Origin of the sequence: Pedobacter nutrimenti (assembly GCF_032678445.1) — a bacterium.
In the GTDB taxonomy this organism is placed as follows: Bacteria; Bacteroidota; Bacteroidia; order Sphingobacteriales; family Sphingobacteriaceae; genus Pedobacter; species Pedobacter nutrimenti_A.
Map to the genome: position 1 here is coordinate 233,098 of NZ_JAVTSQ010000008.1, position 17,517 is coordinate 250,614.

The 17,517-nt window shown below is 40.1% G+C and carries 9 protein-coding genes; 8 read left to right on the forward strand and 1 reads right to left on the reverse strand.

Features of this window, described 5'->3' with window-relative positions:
- Window positions 1–259: 259 nt before the first annotated feature.
- Window positions 260–4,303 carry a two-component regulator propeller domain-containing protein gene (locus tag R2S08_RS16065; RefSeq protein ID WP_316836106.1) on the reverse strand — a complete coding sequence of 1,348 codons (4,044 nt, stop codon included), beginning with the start codon at window positions 4,301–4,303 and terminating at the stop codon, window positions 260–262.
- A gap of 323 nt (window positions 4,304–4,626) precedes the next feature.
- Between R2S08_RS16065 and R2S08_RS16070 the strand changes: the two genes are divergently transcribed.
- From R2S08_RS16070 to R2S08_RS16105, 8 genes are all read left to right on the forward strand, one after another.
- Window positions 4,627–7,905, forward strand: coding sequence for a TonB-dependent receptor (locus R2S08_RS16070; protein WP_316836107.1), 3,279 nt, complete (start codon window positions 4,627–4,629; stop codon window positions 7,903–7,905).
- 11 nt (window positions 7,906–7,916) lie between these two features.
- Window positions 7,917–9,707, forward strand: a complete 1,791-nt coding sequence (locus tag R2S08_RS16075; RefSeq protein WP_316836108.1) for a RagB/SusD family nutrient uptake outer membrane protein — start codon at window positions 7,917–7,919, stop codon at window positions 9,705–9,707.
- Between the two features lie 42 nt (window positions 9,708–9,749).
- The gene (locus tag R2S08_RS16080) at window positions 9,750–11,165 is read left to right on the forward strand and encodes a right-handed parallel beta-helix repeat-containing protein (protein WP_316836109.1); all 1,416 of its coding nucleotides are present in this window, start codon (window positions 9,750–9,752) and stop codon (window positions 11,163–11,165) included.
- A 20-nt stretch (window positions 11,166–11,185) separates the two neighbouring features.
- Window positions 11,186–13,240, forward strand: a complete 2,055-nt coding sequence (locus R2S08_RS16085) for a glycoside hydrolase family 2 protein (RefSeq protein WP_316836110.1) — start codon at window positions 11,186–11,188, stop codon at window positions 13,238–13,240.
- A 35-nt stretch (window positions 13,241–13,275) separates the two neighbouring features.
- A complete protein-coding gene (locus R2S08_RS16090; protein WP_316836111.1) occupies window positions 13,276–14,517 on the forward strand; it encodes a glycoside hydrolase family 88 protein in 1,242 nt (413 codons plus the stop codon).
- 108 nt (window positions 14,518–14,625) lie between these two features.
- Entirely contained in the window at window positions 14,626–15,153 is a 528-nt protein-coding gene (locus tag R2S08_RS16095) for a DsbA family protein (protein WP_316836112.1), read from the forward strand.
- 30 nt (window positions 15,154–15,183) lie between these two features.
- Window positions 15,184–16,149, forward strand: coding sequence for a formylglycine-generating enzyme family protein (locus R2S08_RS16100; RefSeq protein ID WP_316836113.1), 966 nt, complete (start codon window positions 15,184–15,186; stop codon window positions 16,147–16,149).
- 38 nt (window positions 16,150–16,187) lie between these two features.
- Window positions 16,188–17,507 carry a Gfo/Idh/MocA family oxidoreductase gene (locus tag R2S08_RS16105; protein WP_316836114.1) on the forward strand — a complete coding sequence of 440 codons (1,320 nt, stop codon included), beginning with the start codon at window positions 16,188–16,190 and terminating at the stop codon, window positions 17,505–17,507.
- The last annotated feature ends 10 nt before the right edge of the window (window positions 17,508–17,517 follow it).

The window sequence follows — 17,517 nt, forward strand, 5'->3', positions numbered from 1 at the left end:
ATTTAAAATCTGAGCTCTGAAGCTTACAAATTTATTCATATTGGTAGAAATATATGTTGACTAAAAGTCATTATTGGTCAGATCTTCAGATTTTAATTGAATTAATACATGACACAGCAATAGAAGCTGCGCCATGTAAATACACTAACCAAAGTAACTTTACCAACTATGACCTAAGTCAGCGAAGGATGAATTCAAAAATATTAGAAATAGTTTACCTGGATGGGGTAAAATCCTAAACATTTAGGGTGGTATTTCATTATTTAATATAGTCTGTTGGCGTTTTTCCAAATTGTCTCTTGAATTCTTTGCTAAAGTATTTGCGGTCTGAAAAACCAACCATATAACCAATTTCATATACGGTATATCTTTTTTCAAGCAGCAGCTGAGCCGCTTTTTTGAGACGTATTGACTTTGAAAAATCATTCACAGACAAACCGGTAATGGCTTTGAGTTTTTTATAGAGTACCGGTAAACTCATACCAATTTTTTCTGCCAGAAGTTCTATTCCAAAATCTTCATCCTCCATATGGTTTTCAATGATCAGAATAAGTTTAGAAATAAATTGTTCATCTACATTGTTTATATCCAGGTCATTAGGTTCTGGAACATAACCTTTATTGTATTTTAAACGGATATTTTCTCTGGCCTGTAGTAAGTTACGCACATGCAACTGTAAAATCTTCGTACTAAATGGTTTGGTCAAATAGACGTCTGCTCCTAAAGTCAGACCACTGATCTGGTCGGTTTGCTCGGCTTTAGCTGTTAGAAGGATAACCGGAATATGGTTAGTCCTTTCATCGTTTTTCAGGCGTTCACAAAGGGTAAAGCCGTCCATTTCCGGCATCATGACATCACTGATGATCAGGTCAGGAATTTCTTCAATAGCTGTATTCCAGCCTTCGAGTCCATTACCTGAAAATAGGATATGATAACTGTGATCAAGAGAACCGCCAATCAGTTGCTGCAGTTCCGGATTATCTTCCACAATAAGTATCTTGAATCTTTTGTTGTCCGCTAGCTGGGGAATAAAATCTGAATGAACATCAGATTGACTTTCTTCCGGAACAGAGAGACTACAGTTGGTTTCTCCCGATGGATTCATCAGGTAATTTTTCGGAAAATGTGCATAGCCATTTAATAAAGTGATATTAAAACAGGTATTCCCTGGCTGATCTGCTGTAGCGGGATTACTGGTCACTTCAATTGTACCTTTGTGTAACTCGGCAATCGTTTTTGCCAGTGCCAGACCAATTCCATAACCTGTATTCTGTATGCTGTGGTCATCTACCTGGAAATAGTTGACAAACAACTGCTCCAAATACTGGGGGGCAATGCCACTTCCTGTATCCGTAATACTGACTTGTACCAGACCTTCTTTATGTTGAAGGTTAATGGCTATTTTTCCTCCCCCAGGGGTAAATTTAAAAGCGTTAGACAACAGGTTGAAAAATACTTTTTCCATTTGTACGCTATCGAAATAAATAAGAGCAGGTTCGCTGTCATATTCAAATGAGAAGTCAATGTTCTTTTTTACAGCAAGAACTTCAAATGAGCCACGGATTTCATCTAAAAACTCAATAAGATCATGTGGAGCAACTTTAAGTTTTAGATGTTTGGTTTCGGCTTTTCTAAAATCCATAAGCTCGCTAACCAGTTTCAATAAACGGTTGGCGTTCGACTTTATGCTCATCAGTGGCTTCATATTTTTTTGATCCTGAGCGTCATTTTCAATCAATTTTTCTACCGGGGCCATGATCAGTGTAAGATGCGTACGTATCTCATGCGATACATTGGTGAAAAAGTTCAGTTTAATCTGATGCAATTCCTCATCTTTTAGTAATAATCCTCTAAGGTAGAAGAATCTGGTAATGAAAAATACAATGATTCCCAACAGTATAATATATAAGCAATAGGCCCACCATGTTTTCCATAATGGAGGTAAGATTTCAATCTGCATGCCCACTGGTTTGCTCCAGACTCCATCATTATTAGCACCTTTAACCAGCAGTGTATAGGTCCCGGAAGGTAAATTGGTATATGTAGCAGACGGGGTATGGCTTTCTATCCATTCTTTGTTAATACCCTCTAATTTATAAGCATACTTGTTTTTATTTGATTTAATATAGTTAAGAAGAGAAAACTCAATAGTGAAAACATTCTGGTCATCATTAAATATCAGTTTTTTTGTGAAACTGATGTCCTGTTTTAATAACCGGTCTCTGGAATTAATGGGCACAGGGATGTTAAAGAGCTTTAAGCCTGTAAAGACTATCGGTGTAACATAGTTGTTTTTGCCAATTTCCTCAGGATTAAAATAAGTAAGGCCATTAAAGCCCCCAAAATACATGGTGCCGTCCTTTGCTTTAAAAAAGGAATTATAATTGAATTCATCACCTGCCAGCCCATCACTGGTTGTGTAGGTTTGAAAGGTATTCAGCTGCGGATTGAATTTCGATAGTCCATTTGAAGTACTAATCCATAGCTGATGAGTTTTATCTTCCAGTATTCCCACTACATTATTGTTTGGCAGGCCGTCCTTAGTGCTATATACATGGGATAGGGATTTTTTCTGTGGATCATATTTGCAGAATCCGCCATAGTAAAGCCCAATCCATATATTTCCTTTAGAATCTTCCTGAATGCAATTGATATAATTAGCATTATTATTTACACTATTACTGCCTTGCGTCAGTTTGAAGTACCGAAGCACAGAGGGTTGATATGTATATTGGTATAAACCGGTTGTAGTAGCTATCCATAGATTATGTTTGCTATCTTCAAAGAGAACCTTAACGTTCTTTTCTGCTAAACTCTTTAACTGCGGCTGAATAGGGGAGATTTTTAGATGAGTTCCATCTTTTTGAAAAACCCTCAAGCCTGTCTGGCTTCCAATCCATAATGCCTTGTTATGGTCTTCCAAAATTGCAACGATCTCAGCACGTGTTGTCCTTGTATTGTTGCCCTGAGTAACGAAATGCTTAAAACTGTTATGGACAGGGTCAAAAAGATTAAGATCTGCCCCATGTGTACCGATCCAAAGGTGATTGCTTTTATCTTTATATAATACCTTAACAAGATTAGAAGCCAGACTGTTTGTGTCTGTATAGTTGTAACCATAGGCCTTGAATTGCCGGGTAGATCGGTTATAATAATTCAGGCCACCGCCTTCTGTTCCGATCCAGAGGTTATCTTTCTCATCGCCAAGTATTGAGCTGATGACATTATGATTTAAGCTTGTTGATTTTTCATCATATTGCCAGGTTTTGAAATTTGTTGCATTGGCATAAGATACGTTCACTCCGCCATAATAGGTGCCTATCCATATCGAGCCATTTCTGTCCTGGTAAATGCTATAAATGGAGTTCTGATTCAGGCTCTGGTTATTGGACTTTCTGTGTTGATAGGATTTGAAAGTCTGTGTATTGGCATTCAGTATGCTTAGACCTTCCTGGGTTCCGATCCAGAGGTCTCCGGTCTTCGTTTTGATGATCTTACGTATCGCATTGTGCACGGGTCCATCATCTTGCTGAGGTTTGTGCCGAAAGGTCTTAAAAGTCCTGGAAGCATGATTATAGAGGTTTATTCCTCCTGTTTCTGTACCAAACCAGAGGTTTTTCAGATGGTCTTCCGCAATAGCGGTTACGGCATTATCACTTATACTCCCAGGTTGACCGTCCCTGGTAAAGACTAGTGGCTCTTTTCCTTTGCTGAAATAAAGAAGACCTTTATTCGTACCCACCCAAAAAGAACCTTCATCATCCTCAAAAATGCTCAGAATTTCATTACTAAGTAGCGGGTGACGAAGGCCGGCGAAGGCTGCTGGCTTGAATGTATCTGTTTGACGATCTGTAAGTAGATAGAGCCCCATATAGGTGCCCAGCCAGATTCGTCCGGTTTTGTCCTCGTAGATTGTTGTAATGGCATTAATACTGTTTTTATATCCTGAGGGAATATAGATTCTTTTAAAGGAATTCTTTACTGGGTCGAATCTGTTTAACCCATTGGATGTACCCACCCACAATACATCCTTTGAATCATTATACATGGACAGTATATAGTCATCAGAAAGTGTTGTGGTATCTAATGAACTGCTTTTATAAAGTAAAAATTTATGACCATCGTATCTGTTTAAACCAAATCTTGATCCATACCACATAAAGCCCCGGCTGTCTTGCGCGATAGCAAATATGGAGTTTTGTGAGAGTCCATTTTTGGTCATGAGCTGGTTGAAGCGGAGTTCCTGGCTTTTGCAAAAGTGATGCAAAAACAGAAACAGACTCAAAAAAACAATTCTTTTCATTTGCTCTGGTTATAAAATATTTGGTCGACCGTACTGGTAAAGCGACTACAAAAATACGATTTACAGGGTGTTTTGAGGAGTTAAGCATGATTTTCATCCCATTTAGTTATGATTTTCATCCCTCTTTTTTTATGATTCACTCCAATTTTACCCTCAGCCAAAGAAATAAATTTTGTTGCCTAAAACAAAATAAAACCTAAACCAAATTATGTATGATAAAAAAACTACTCCAATCCAGTCAGGCTTTTTTCCGAAGCCATAGTAAACACAAAACCAATTAACCAATACTAACCAATCAGGGGTAAAACCTGCAGACGTGTTTTATGAAAAGAATACTAATGATCATTTGCACAGCAATCTTCCTGTTGCCGGGAATTGTCAGTGCACAGAACAAACTCATTACGGGTAAAATTAAAGACAAAGATGGCCCATTACCCGGGGCAGGGATCACCGAAAAAGGGATGGAAACCAACGCTACACTCACAGATGCCAGCGGGAATTTCAAAATCAGATTAAAAGGTAACAGTCAAATTCTTGTTGTCAGGAATATAGGGTACCAAACGCAAGAGATTGACGTAACTGGAAAGACAGAAATTTCAGTAACATTAAATACAGATTCCAAAGGACTGGATGAGGTGGTTGTAGTTGGATATGGAACTCAGAAGAAAGTGAACCTCACTGGTTCAGTAGCCTCTATTAGTGGCAAAGAATTAAGTGCAAGACCCATTACCAACGTTTCATCTGCTCTGGCCGGTTTAGCACCTGGGGTATCTGTTCGACAAGGCAGTGGTAAACCAGGCTCTGATGGGGCTACCATCCGAATCCGTGGAACAGGTACGTTGAATAGCAATAACCCATTAGTTGTCATTGATGGTATTATCGGTTCAATGGATGCGGTAAATCCAGAAGATATTGAGAATATTTCTGTGCTGAAAGATGCTGCTGCAGGCGCTATTTATGGATCGCTGTCTGGAAATGGTGTAATTCTGATTACAACAAAGAAGGGTGCAGTAGGAAAGAACAGTGTGACTTACTCTGGTGTTTTGTCTTTTGCCAGACCAAGCAACTTGCCTGATTTTGTTTCTGATTATGCCAGATTTATGCAATTAACAAATGAGAGCGCGAGGAATATGGGCGTTTCCGAAGTGTATTCTGCTGCGACAATCCAAAAATGGCAGGAAGCCGATAAGAATCCTGATGGAATTTCGGCAAGTGGTGTACCTAATTATGTGGCTTATCCCAATACGAACTGGGCTGACTGGATGTTTGGTAAAAATCAGGTAGTGCAAAATCATAATGTAAGTTTGAATGGGGGAACAGAGAAAATAACCTATAATATCTCTGCTGGATATTTGGGAAATAAAGGGATTATGGACAATACTGGTTTATCCAGATACCAGTTTAGAGCGAATATTGAGTCTAAAATCAATAAGTTTATTACACTGGGTACACAGACCTTTATTTCTACTCAATCCATTGGTAAGGCAAATACAGATAATGCTTTTAATTACCTGTGGCAAACCACTCCAGGGATTTATCCGATCTATGATGGAAAATATGGTTTTGCGCCAGCTGTAGAGGAACCGGTAACAAACAATAATATTTTAACCTATTTAAATGGAACTGGCGGAAGGAATAAAGAGACTAGGATCAATAGCACATTGTATGGCATTTTTAATATTTACAAAGGATTAACTTTTGAAACAAAGGTAAATTATCAAGACCGGTACCAGGAGTTAAGTTCATTCGCATTGCCAATTGAAAGATGGGATTTTTCAACAAATGCGCTGAAAACTCCGCTTTTGGCTGGAAGTGATCTGACAACCAGTTTTGAATTTAATAAGAACTATACGCTGACTTTTGATAACGTTTTGCGATACATTACAAAAATTGGTGATCACGATATCAGTGCAATGGTAGGTTATAACCAGTTCTATTATGATTACTATAACCTTACGGGTTCTAAAAAGGGTCTGATCGACTATAATATTACAACACCTGGATCGGCAACAGACATTTCTAATGCAGTTGGAGGAACCGAATATGATAGAAGTATGCGCTCATGGTTTGGAAGAGCCAATTATGCATACAAATCGAAATATCTTTTGGAAGGTGTACTGCGATACGATGCCTCTTCAAAGTTTGCGGCTGAAAATAGATACGGTTTCTATCCTTCCTTTTCTGCAGGATGGAGGATTTCTGAAGAGGATTTTATGAAAGGTATGTCTGATCATATACAAAACCTTAAACTGCGTGCGTCATGGGGAAAGGTAGGAAATAACGTTATGAGCGCAGATGATAACAAAGGGAATTATGATTATATGGCTACCTACCAGAAAGTAAATTATTCTTATAATAATGCTTCTACCTCTGGTTTGGCAGTGCTTAAAATAGGAAATGATCTATTGCAATGGGAAACCACCACACTGGCCAACATTGGTCTGGATGCAACAATATTCAAAGGAAAGATGAATCTTGGAATAGATCTATATAACAAAATTACCGATGATATCCTTACCATTCCACCGATTCCTCTGACTGCGGGAACTGCGTCTGCACCAACACAAAATACGGCGTCAATGAGCAACAAAGGTGTAGAGATTGCTTTGGGGTGGAAAGATAAAATTGGTCAGGTAGAATATTCGGTAACAGGTAATTTTGCTTATAACTATAACCGGGTGACTAAATATAGAGGTGTTTTGTCTGAAGGCTATACTACCGATGCAAATGGTAACAGTATATATAGTTCTAATATTGGCTTGGTTTCTTCTTCTACGGATGCCATTCCTGATGGAAGAATCCTGGAAGGACATACAGTTAATGAATATTATCTTTTGAACCCTTATAAAGGTAATGGTTCCTATAAAAATGCAGACGGTAGTGTAAATAGAAATGGCGGACCGAAGGATGGTATGATCAGAACTCCTGCCGATCTGGACTGGGTGAAATCAATGATCGCGGCTGGCTATAAATTTGGACCTGTAGGTACAGTTGGAAAAGGGCAGCTTTATTATGGAGATTTAATTTATGCGGATGAAAATGGTGATGGTACTTACGGTAATAATGCAGATAAAAAATTTACAGGGACCTCAACAACACCAAAATATACATTTGGACTAAGTCTTGCCGCGGCCTGGAAAGGTTTCGATTTTTCTATGCTTTGGGCGGGTAGTACTGGTTTGCAGTATATGTTTAACCAAAGTGGAATTAACAGTACCAGAACGAACTTAGGCAACGCTATTGGGACTAGGATTGCTAATGATCACTATTATTATAATGATGCTAATCCGAATGACCCTGCCAACAATATCAATGCTGGATTGCCACGTCTTAAATGGGGGTCTTCTGATAGTCAAACCAATATTCCAAGTACATTTTGGCTATATAATGCATCTTATCTGAAGCTGAAAAATGTTCAGATTGGTTATTCTTTCTCAAAACAACTGGCCGGTAAAATTGGACTGAGCAGACTTCGGGTTTTCCTAACTGGCGAAAACCTGCTGATGATTACAAAATATCCTGGATTAGATCCTGAGGTAGGTATCAATCTATCTTATCCAACAATGAAGCAATTTGCTGCTGGTTTAACTGCAACTTTTTAAACGAAATGAACATGAATCAATATACATATACTACTAAAAAAGCGTTCATGATACTAATTGCGGCAATAGGTATCTGCGGATGTAAAAAGGATTTGTTAAATACAACACCTTACGATTCGGTAAGTTCTGCTACGATGTGGACGAGCGATAATTTAACGGATTTAGGTGTTACAGGCGTATATCAGACTTTAAGACTGGGAATTGCAAATAGTGGTGCGACAGAAAGAGAGCTGTATCAATTGGATGGTCTTGGATTCAGTTCTATGACGCGTGGAGGAAATGACTTGGTAACGGCAACAGCAAACAGTTCCAGCGGTCGTTTCAGTAATACATGGAAGGAACTTTATGAAGGTATAGCGCGCGCCAACGATGCAATTCAGAACATTGCCGACCGTTCGCCGTCCTCCCCCGAAAAAAAAGCACGATATATAGCAGAATGTAAATTTTTGCGGGCCTATTTCTATTTCCGTTTGAATCAGGTTTTTAAAGGAGTACCGGTTTATTTGAAACCTACCGCAGTAAATGGATTTACTAAAGAGCGTGAAACAGAGGGAAAGGTTTGGGAAGTGGTCGTAACAGATCTTACCGATGCGATTAATGAAGCGAACCTGCCTTTAAAATATGCAAAAGGCGCTAGTCAGTACGGCCATGTTACAAAAGGGGCCGCTTACGCATTAAGAGGCAAAGCGTATTTGTACCAGAAAAAATGGGCAGAAGCTGCTGCCGATTTTGCTAAGGTAAAAGATGCTGGCTACAGTCTTTTTACAGGCGGGTATAAAGCCTTGTTTAAGGAAGCAAATGAACAATCTGATGAGATGATATTTTCTATGCAAAATATTGCCGTAGATGGTTACGGTTCCACAACCCAATGGTATTTGGGAAACCGCGAATCTTTTGGTTCTGGTACTGCTGCAGGAGCGGGATGGAATTCTTACTATATATCGCCTTCCCTGGTCGATACGTATGAAAATGCAGATGGTACAAAGTTTAATTGGGATAGTGTTATTCCCGGATACAATGCAATGCCAGTTAACCAAAGAGAAGTTTATTTTTTAAGGAACAATCTGACTCCGGCAGAGATGAGTACCTTTGCGGCCAAAGGTCTCAATATGGCTTTATATTTGCCTAATGGAAATGAGCAACGTATCAAAATGGCCTACGCTAATCGGGATTCCCGCTTAAATGCAACAGTAATCGTCCCATATTCCACTTACCTTGGCCGCCCTTTAAATGGTGCTGATCAGAACTATACGATGCGCTGGCCAGCAAACAATGATCAAATCCCTGTTCTGGATCTGTTTTCAGATTCCCGTACCCAATTGTTCTATTTGTATCGAAAATTTGTCTATGAAGGATCTTCTGAAATTATTAACCGCCAATATGGCGCCATTGATTTCCCAATCATAAGATATGCTGATGTACTGTTGATGTGGGCGGAAGCACTAAATGAACAAGGTTTAACCGGAGAAGCCATTAATAAAGTCAATGAAGTAAGAGTAAGAGCTGGAATTGCATCATTGAACTCTTCTGCTGCAACACAAGTGAACGGACAAACAGATCTGCGCGAGCGCATCAGAAATGAAAGAAGGGTAGAGCTGGCAGGAGAGGGAATTAGTTATTTTGATGAGTTGAGATGGGGAACATTAAAAGAAAAGGTGTTTGGACCAGGAAGTGGTGTAAATCAGATTTGGGGTGGTATCACTGTTCCATATGTTTGGAAAGGTGATTATATTACAACCTGGCCAATACCTCAAACAGAAATTGAAATGAATCCTAATCTGAAACAAAATCCAGGTTGGTAGTCTGCAGAATAATTTGTACATCAAGGAGACAACAATATAATTATGGTAAAGAAGAGTTTAATGATCTGTTTGATTGGCTTAATGTCAATTGCTGCAAAAGCGGAAACTTATTATGTGGATAGCTCCGCCGGCAACGATCAACTCAGCGGACAATCCGAAACACTAGCCTGGAGATCACTGCAAAAGGTGAATTCTACGGAATTCATGCCAGGAGACCGCGTTTTGTTCAAGCGGGGAGGTATCTGGCATGGACAGCTTGTTCCAAAAGGCAATGGAACGAAAGAAAAACTATTGATTTTCAGCGCATACGGGAAAGGCGCCCTGCCGGTTATCGCCGCCGATGGCAAATTTCAGGACGCTGTGCTGCTGAAAAATATCAGTAATCTTTTGTTTGAATTTTTTGATATCTCGAATGCAGACACTTTAGTACAAGAACAGAATACGGGCCCCGTTGGGGTCCGTATCCTCTCTGAAGATACGGGTACAATTTCTAATATCCGGCTGTCCGGATTGTATATTCACGACATTAACGGGGATAACAAGAAAGGAAGTAAAGAGGGAAATGGTATCTTCTGGGATTGCAGAGGGCCCAAACCAAGTAATATTGAAAATCTGATTATAGAAAATTGCAGATTACTCCGTGTAGATCGCAACGGGATTAGAGGTAATGGTACATTTGCTTTTAGAAACAATTGGTTTCCGAATAAGAACCTGGTCATCAGAGGCTGTACACTTGAAGATATCGGCGGTGATGGAATCGTGATCAAGGCCTTCGATGGCGCATTGGTTGAACGAAATAAACTTTTTTATACCAGAACACGGGCAAAGGACAACGCTGTAGGTATATGGCCGCACAGTAGCGACAATACGGTGATCCAGTACAATGAAGTTGCTTATACTAAAAATGTAAACTGGGCCAATGACGGGCAGTCTTTTGATATTGATGGGAATTGCAACCATACGATCATTCAGAATAATTATAGTCATGATAATGAAGGAGGGTTTATGCTGGTTATTTCAGACGCGATCGATGAGAAAAGCAGGATGACTACAAATAACATTATACGGAATAACTTAAGTGTAAATGATGGAAATAACCGCAGGCGCTTGTTCAATTTCGCCCTGGTAACGGATCATACACTTGTGTCGGGAAATATATTTTATAACCAGAGTGCAGAACCATTTAAAATGGAACTAATAGATATTGAACATGGCATTCCAAAGGATATCGTTTTTGAAGATAATCTTTTCCTGTATAGGGGAGGAGTGATCGGAATGTTTACCAAATCGGCAGAACAATATCGTGCTGTGACCTGGAAAAACAACGTGTTTAAAGGCAATATAAAGGGAAAAAGCAACCTGTTACAGGTTACAGAGACCAAAGCCAATTCAGCATCCGGTAAGAATTTGAATGAATATCCATGGATGTTCTTAAAAACATTAAATCTAAAAAACTAGGACCTCTCAAATATAAAAGAATGCGATATAAGAACATCATTGCCGTTACGATCCTCCTACTATTTCATTTCAGTTCCAGCATGGCCGGATTTCTTTCAAGAAAAGATGAGGGTAGGCAAATGATTCCATTGAATACCGGCTGGCAATTCTATTTTGCCTATAACTTTGAGCAGGGTATTAAAAAAGAGCAGGTCAGTTTGCCGCATACCTGGAATGCGAAGGAAGTGCTTCAGGGAATCGCAGATTATAAAAGGACGTCAGCTATCTATGAAAATACACTTCATGTATCCCAGGAATGGGCAAATAAACGATTATTTCTTCACTTTGAAGGGGTAAATAATGTTGCAAATATTTTTGTTAATCATAAAATGATTGCAGAGCACCGGGGTGGATATACCGCTTTCAGCGTAGAGATCACAAATGATTTGAAACCTGGAGACAACTTGATTACCGTTCAGGTTAGTAATGCTTACAGACTTGACGTGATACCCCTACATGGTGATTTTAACAGCTATGGAGGAATACATCGGCCAGTTTCCCTGCTGGTTACGGAACGTAATTGTATCAGTCCTCTGGACTATGGTTCTCCCGGAGTATATCTCAAACAAAAAAATGTAACTCAGCACCAGGCTGAAGTAGAAGTTTTGACCAAACTGTCTTTGACTAACCGAAAGGATTTGCGGCTAAGAACGACAGTTTATGATCAGGAAAAACAACAGATAAAAACAATAACTTCTGAAATTACAGCCTTAGAGGGCCAGGATGTTAAACAATCTTTGATCATAGATAAACCACATTTATGGAATGCTAAAGCTGATCCCTATCTGTATCAGGTTAAAGTAGAGCTGCTGCACGACGGAAATATAATTGATCAGGTGGTTCAGCCACTGGGCTTTCGTTATTTTAAGGTCGATCCTGATAAAGGGTTCTTTTTGAATGGACAATACCTGGATTTATATGGTGTTGGAAGGCATGAGGATTTATCGGGTAAAGGCTCCGCTTTAGGCGATATGGATCAAGACCGTGATATGGATCTGATTAAAGAATTAGGCGCCACGGCTGTAAGGCTCACTCATTACCCACATAGTCAACATTTTTATGATCTCTGCGACCGAAATGGAATTGTATTGTGGTCGGAAATCCCCTTTGTTGGGCCAGGCGGTTATACAGGTACAGGTTATGTGAAAAATACTGACCTGGAAAATAATATTAAGCAAACACTGACTGAGCTTATCCGTCAAAATTATAATCATCCATCCATCTGTTTCTGGGGTTTGTTCAATGAACTTAATTTCAACTATGATGATCCTGAGCCTTTTATCAAGTCCTTGAACGACCTGGCAAAAAAAGAAGATCCCGATCGGCTGACCACTCTGGCTTCTAATCTGGAGACCAAATATTTTACAGGTTTAACAGATCTGATGGCCTGGAACAAATATTTTGGATGGTATGGTGGAAAATTTGAAGAGATCGGAAGCTGGGCAGATCAGGTTCATCAAGAACTACCAGCAAAACCGATGGCTATTAGTGAATATGGAGCAGGGGCAAGTCCTTTTAAACATACAGAGAAATTGACTGCGCCAGAAGCAAAGGGAAAATTCCATCCAGAAGAGTGGCAAACCGCCTTTCACGAAAAATATTGGTCTGAATTAAAATTAAGACCCTTTATATGGGCGAAGTTCATATGGGTACTAGCCGATTTTGGTTCTTCCATTCGTACAGAAGGAGATCAGAATGGTATCAACGATAAAGGCCTGGTTACTTATGACAGAAAGACCAAAAAAGACGCTTTCTATTTTTATAAAGCGAATTGGAACCCTGTGCCAATGTTATACATCGCCGAGCGTAGAAATAACATACGTCGTGCGGCCTTGACCTCAGTAAAGATATTTACAAATATACCAAGTGCAACGCTTTGGGTTAATGGTAAACTTTTAGGAACGCATGTTAAAAATGATCTGAACACGGTCATATGGTCCGGAGTCAGGCTAAAAAAAGGCCAGAACAGCATCGTTGTGAAAGCTGTATCTGGGGGAAAAGAAATCACAGACAATTGTATCTGGAATTTGAAATAGCTCCATCCAATCACTTAAAAAAAATGATTAAATAGATGAAATTAACCGGTTTAACTAAAATTATACTGTTTGTCGCTTGCTTTCTAGTTACCAGACCTGGCCTGGCACAACAAAAGAATCAAGGCTTGCCCGAAAAAGGTTTTAATCTGGCACAGCAACAATATCATCGTATGCTGGAAGTTTCAACGAATCTGAACAAATATCCCCGTACCAGTACCAAAGACGGATCTTTGAGATCCGTGGACATATGGGACTGGACAGGAGGATTCTGGCCTGGTGATTTATGGTACTTATATGAATATACCAAAGACACGGTATGGAAACAGCAATCCATCAAATGGACAGAATCCCTGGAAAAAAATAAATTCAATACCAGCAACCATGATCTTGGTTTTATGATGTACTGCAGTTATGGAAATGCATACCGCTTAACTGGTAATGAAAGTTACAAAGACATACTCATACAGTCTGCAAAATCCCTTTGTAAAAGATATAACCCCAAAGTTGGCAGTATAGAATCCTGGAATTCGCGATTGTCCTGGGATGGAAAAACCATGTGGTATTATCCCGTGATCATAGACAATATGATGAACCTGGAACTCTTATTCTTTGCTTCTAAGGTTACCGGCGACCGAACCTACAAGGATATTGCGGTTAAACATGCAGAACAAACGATGAAAAACCACATCAGGTCAGATTATAGCACTTATCATGTCGTAAATTATGATACACTGAGTGGGAAGGTCCTGAACCGCCAGACCTGTCAGGGCTATTCTGATCATTCTACCTGGGCAAGAGGGCAGGCTTGGGCAATTTATGGTTTTACGATGGTTTACCGGGAAACAAAAGACCCTAGATTTCTAAATACAGCCATACATCTGGCTGATTTCTATCTCAAAAACAAAAATCTTCCTGAAGACAAAATTCCTTACTGGGATTTCAATGTGAATGAAAAAGGCTATCGCCCAGATTGGAAATATGATCCTTCTTTATATAAGTTGGTTCCCAGAGACGCCTCTGCTGCTGCAATTGTGAGTTCCGCATTGCTCGAGCTGAGTAAGTATGCCGGTAAAAAAGGCAAAGAATATAAACTGAATGCGATTCAAATGCTGAATTCCTTAAGCTCCTCGTCTTATTTGGCGCAACCCGGCACAAATAATAACTTTTTGATCAAACATTGCACCGGAAGCTTTCCGCATGGCGAAGAGATCGATGTTCCCCTGGTTTATGCGGATTACTATTATCTTGAAGCCTTATTAAGGCTAAAAGACTATTGATGATAAATAGACTTGCTTACAAATATTAATCCTTCCTCAAAGGAATAATTGAAAGCATTTGCATCTGTCGAGGTTATTTATTTAACTTGTATAAATAAATAGCCAAATATGTCAGGACAGTTAAAACCGCCAGTTAATGATGCCGATCATACCAGGGGTGCAAAAGAAGCGCAATTGGAGATTGTAGAGTTTGGAGATTTTCAATGTCCTTACTGTGGAGCCGAAGAGCCTATCGTTGAAGAAATTATGGACCAATTTGGCGAAGCGATTTCATTTACTTTCAGAAATTTTCCACTCAGAGATGCACACGAATATGCTTTTGATGCCGCATTGGCTGCCGAAGCCGCTGCTAAACAGGGCAAATATTGGGAAATGCACGACCTGATCTATGCAAACCAGGATCTGCTTAACCAGCCTAATTTAATCCGTTTTGCGGAGCAGATTGGTTTGGATACAGAAGTCTTTCAATTGGATATTAAGCAGCCAGAACTAAGCCAGAAAGTAGAGGATGATTTTGAAAGTGGGGCACGTAGCGGCGTGAACGGAACACCAAGTTTTTTTGTAAATGGTACCCGCTTTGACGGAGGCGCAGCAGATCTTTATGGCCTGATTAAGGAAAGTATTTCCTCCGTTTAATTATTTACACGCAATCCAGATTAATATATAATGAATATAAAAACGCTATTCACCTTACTGTTACTGACCAGTACCTCTCAGTCCTTTTCTCAGGATATCAATACACCTTATGTGCAAAAAATAGAAGGCACAAAGCTATCGTTCAATATGCAACCTGTACCCGCTGGCACCTTTGTGATGGGCAGTAAAAAAGGAAAACCAGATGAACAACCATTGCATAAAGTAAAACTCCAGGCTTTCTGGATGTCTGCATATGAACTTACCTGGGACCTATATGAACCCTTCCTGTATAAAGATTATGAAGTTTCTCATAGTACGGCTCCGGTTCCTCCTGAGGTGGATGCAGTAACCAGGCCAACTAAGCCCTATCTGGATATGACTTTTGGTATGGGAAAAGAAAACCATCCAGCACTGGCAATGACACAATATAATGCTATACAGTATTGCAAGTGGTTATATGCAAGAACGGGTGTTTTTTACCGTTTACCAACAGAAGCAGAATGGGAATATGCTTGCCGGGCAGGAAGTTCGGCAGAGTACGCTTTTGGTGATGACGACACGGTACTTGGTGATTACGCCTGGTTTAAGAACAACAGTGGTGGGAAAACTCATCCCGTGGGCTTAAAGAAGCCAAATAAATGGGGGATCTATGACTTATATGGAAATGTAGGAGAGTGGACTTTCGATCAGTATCTCCCAGACTTTTATAAAGATATGAAAGCAAACCCGGTAGAAAATCCTGTAGCTGTTCCCTCTAAATTATATGCACATGTGATTCGGGGTGGGTCTTACGACGATACTGCCGAACGTTTACGGTCTGCGGCAAGAACAGCTTCAGATCCTGCATGGAAGCAACTGGATCCTCAAATTCCTAAAAGCAATTGGTGGTTTCCAGAGGCACCATTTATAGGAATGAGATTGGTTAGACCTGCTGTCCCCCCTTCAAAGGCAGAAATAGATGCTTATTACGATCGCCCTGTAATTGCAGATTATTGATTTAATACACTAAACCCACATATAAAACCGAAATGACTATGAACAATGAAGAACTTGGCGATAAACGCCGTGAGTTTATTAAAGCCTCGGCACTGCTTGCAGGAGGCGTTTTATTGAACCAATTTGCTTTTGCAGGTGGACATTCCTCTGTAAATGATACCATTAAAATTGCTTTAATTGGCTGCGGAGATCGTGGTACAGGCGCTGCATTTCAGGCATTAAGCACCACTGCGAACCTCAAACTTGTGGCTATGGCCGATGCTTTTCAGGACAGAATAGACAATAGCTATAAAGTCCTTTCTGAAAAATTTAAAGATAAGGTAGATGTACCCGCAGAACGGCGTTTTGTGGGCTTTGATGCTTATCAGAAGGCAATCGCTTTAGCGGATGTTGTTTTATTGGTAACTCCCCCGGGATTCAGACCTGGCCATTTTGAAGAAGCGGTCAAACAAGGGAAACATGTGTTCATGGAAAAACCGGTAGCTGTTGACGCTCCGGGAGTGCGAAGGGTATTGGCGGCAGCTGAGGTTGCGAAACAAAAAAAACTAAATGTTGTGGTAGGCTTGCAACGCAGATACCAGGCCAATTACAGGGAAACCATGAAACGCATCCAGGACGGTGCTATAGGTGATATCTACAGCGGACAAGTATATTGGAACAGTGGAGGAGTCTGGGTAAAAAAACGCCAGCCTCAGCAAACTGAAATGGAATATCAGATGCGTAACTGGTACTATTTTAACTGGTTGTGTGGAGATCATATAGTAGAGCAGCACGTCCATAATATTGATATTGCCAACTGGATAAAGGGTTCTTACCCTGTTCTTGTTCAGGGAACCGGAAGCAGAGCATGGAGAACAGGAAAAGACTATGGCGAAATATATGATAACCATGCTGTCGAACTGACCTACGCTGATGGTGCAGTGATCTATAGCCAATGTCGTCATTTCGAGGGTACAGAAAACCGGGTTGACGAATCTTTTCAGGGTACTAAAGGCCGCACTTACTTATCTGCTGGTAACCATGGTATATTATGGGACCATACAGGTAAGGAGATCTTCAGCCATCCGACAAAAGGAAATAAAAATCCTTATCAGACAGAACATGATGAGTTATTTGCTGCAATTTCAAAAGGCGAATATAAGTTTAATGACGCTGAGCGGGCGGCTAAAAGCTGTTTCACAGCAATTATCGGAAGGTACGCCACCTATTCAGGCCAAAGCATTAAATGGGACGAAGCTTTAAAAGCGGAGAACAGCCTTTTTCCTGAGCAGCTAAGCTGGACAGCAAATCCAAAAGTTATGCCGGATGCGAACGGGTTATATCCGGTGGCTACCCCCGGAAAAACTAAAGTGATTTAAAGAAGATATA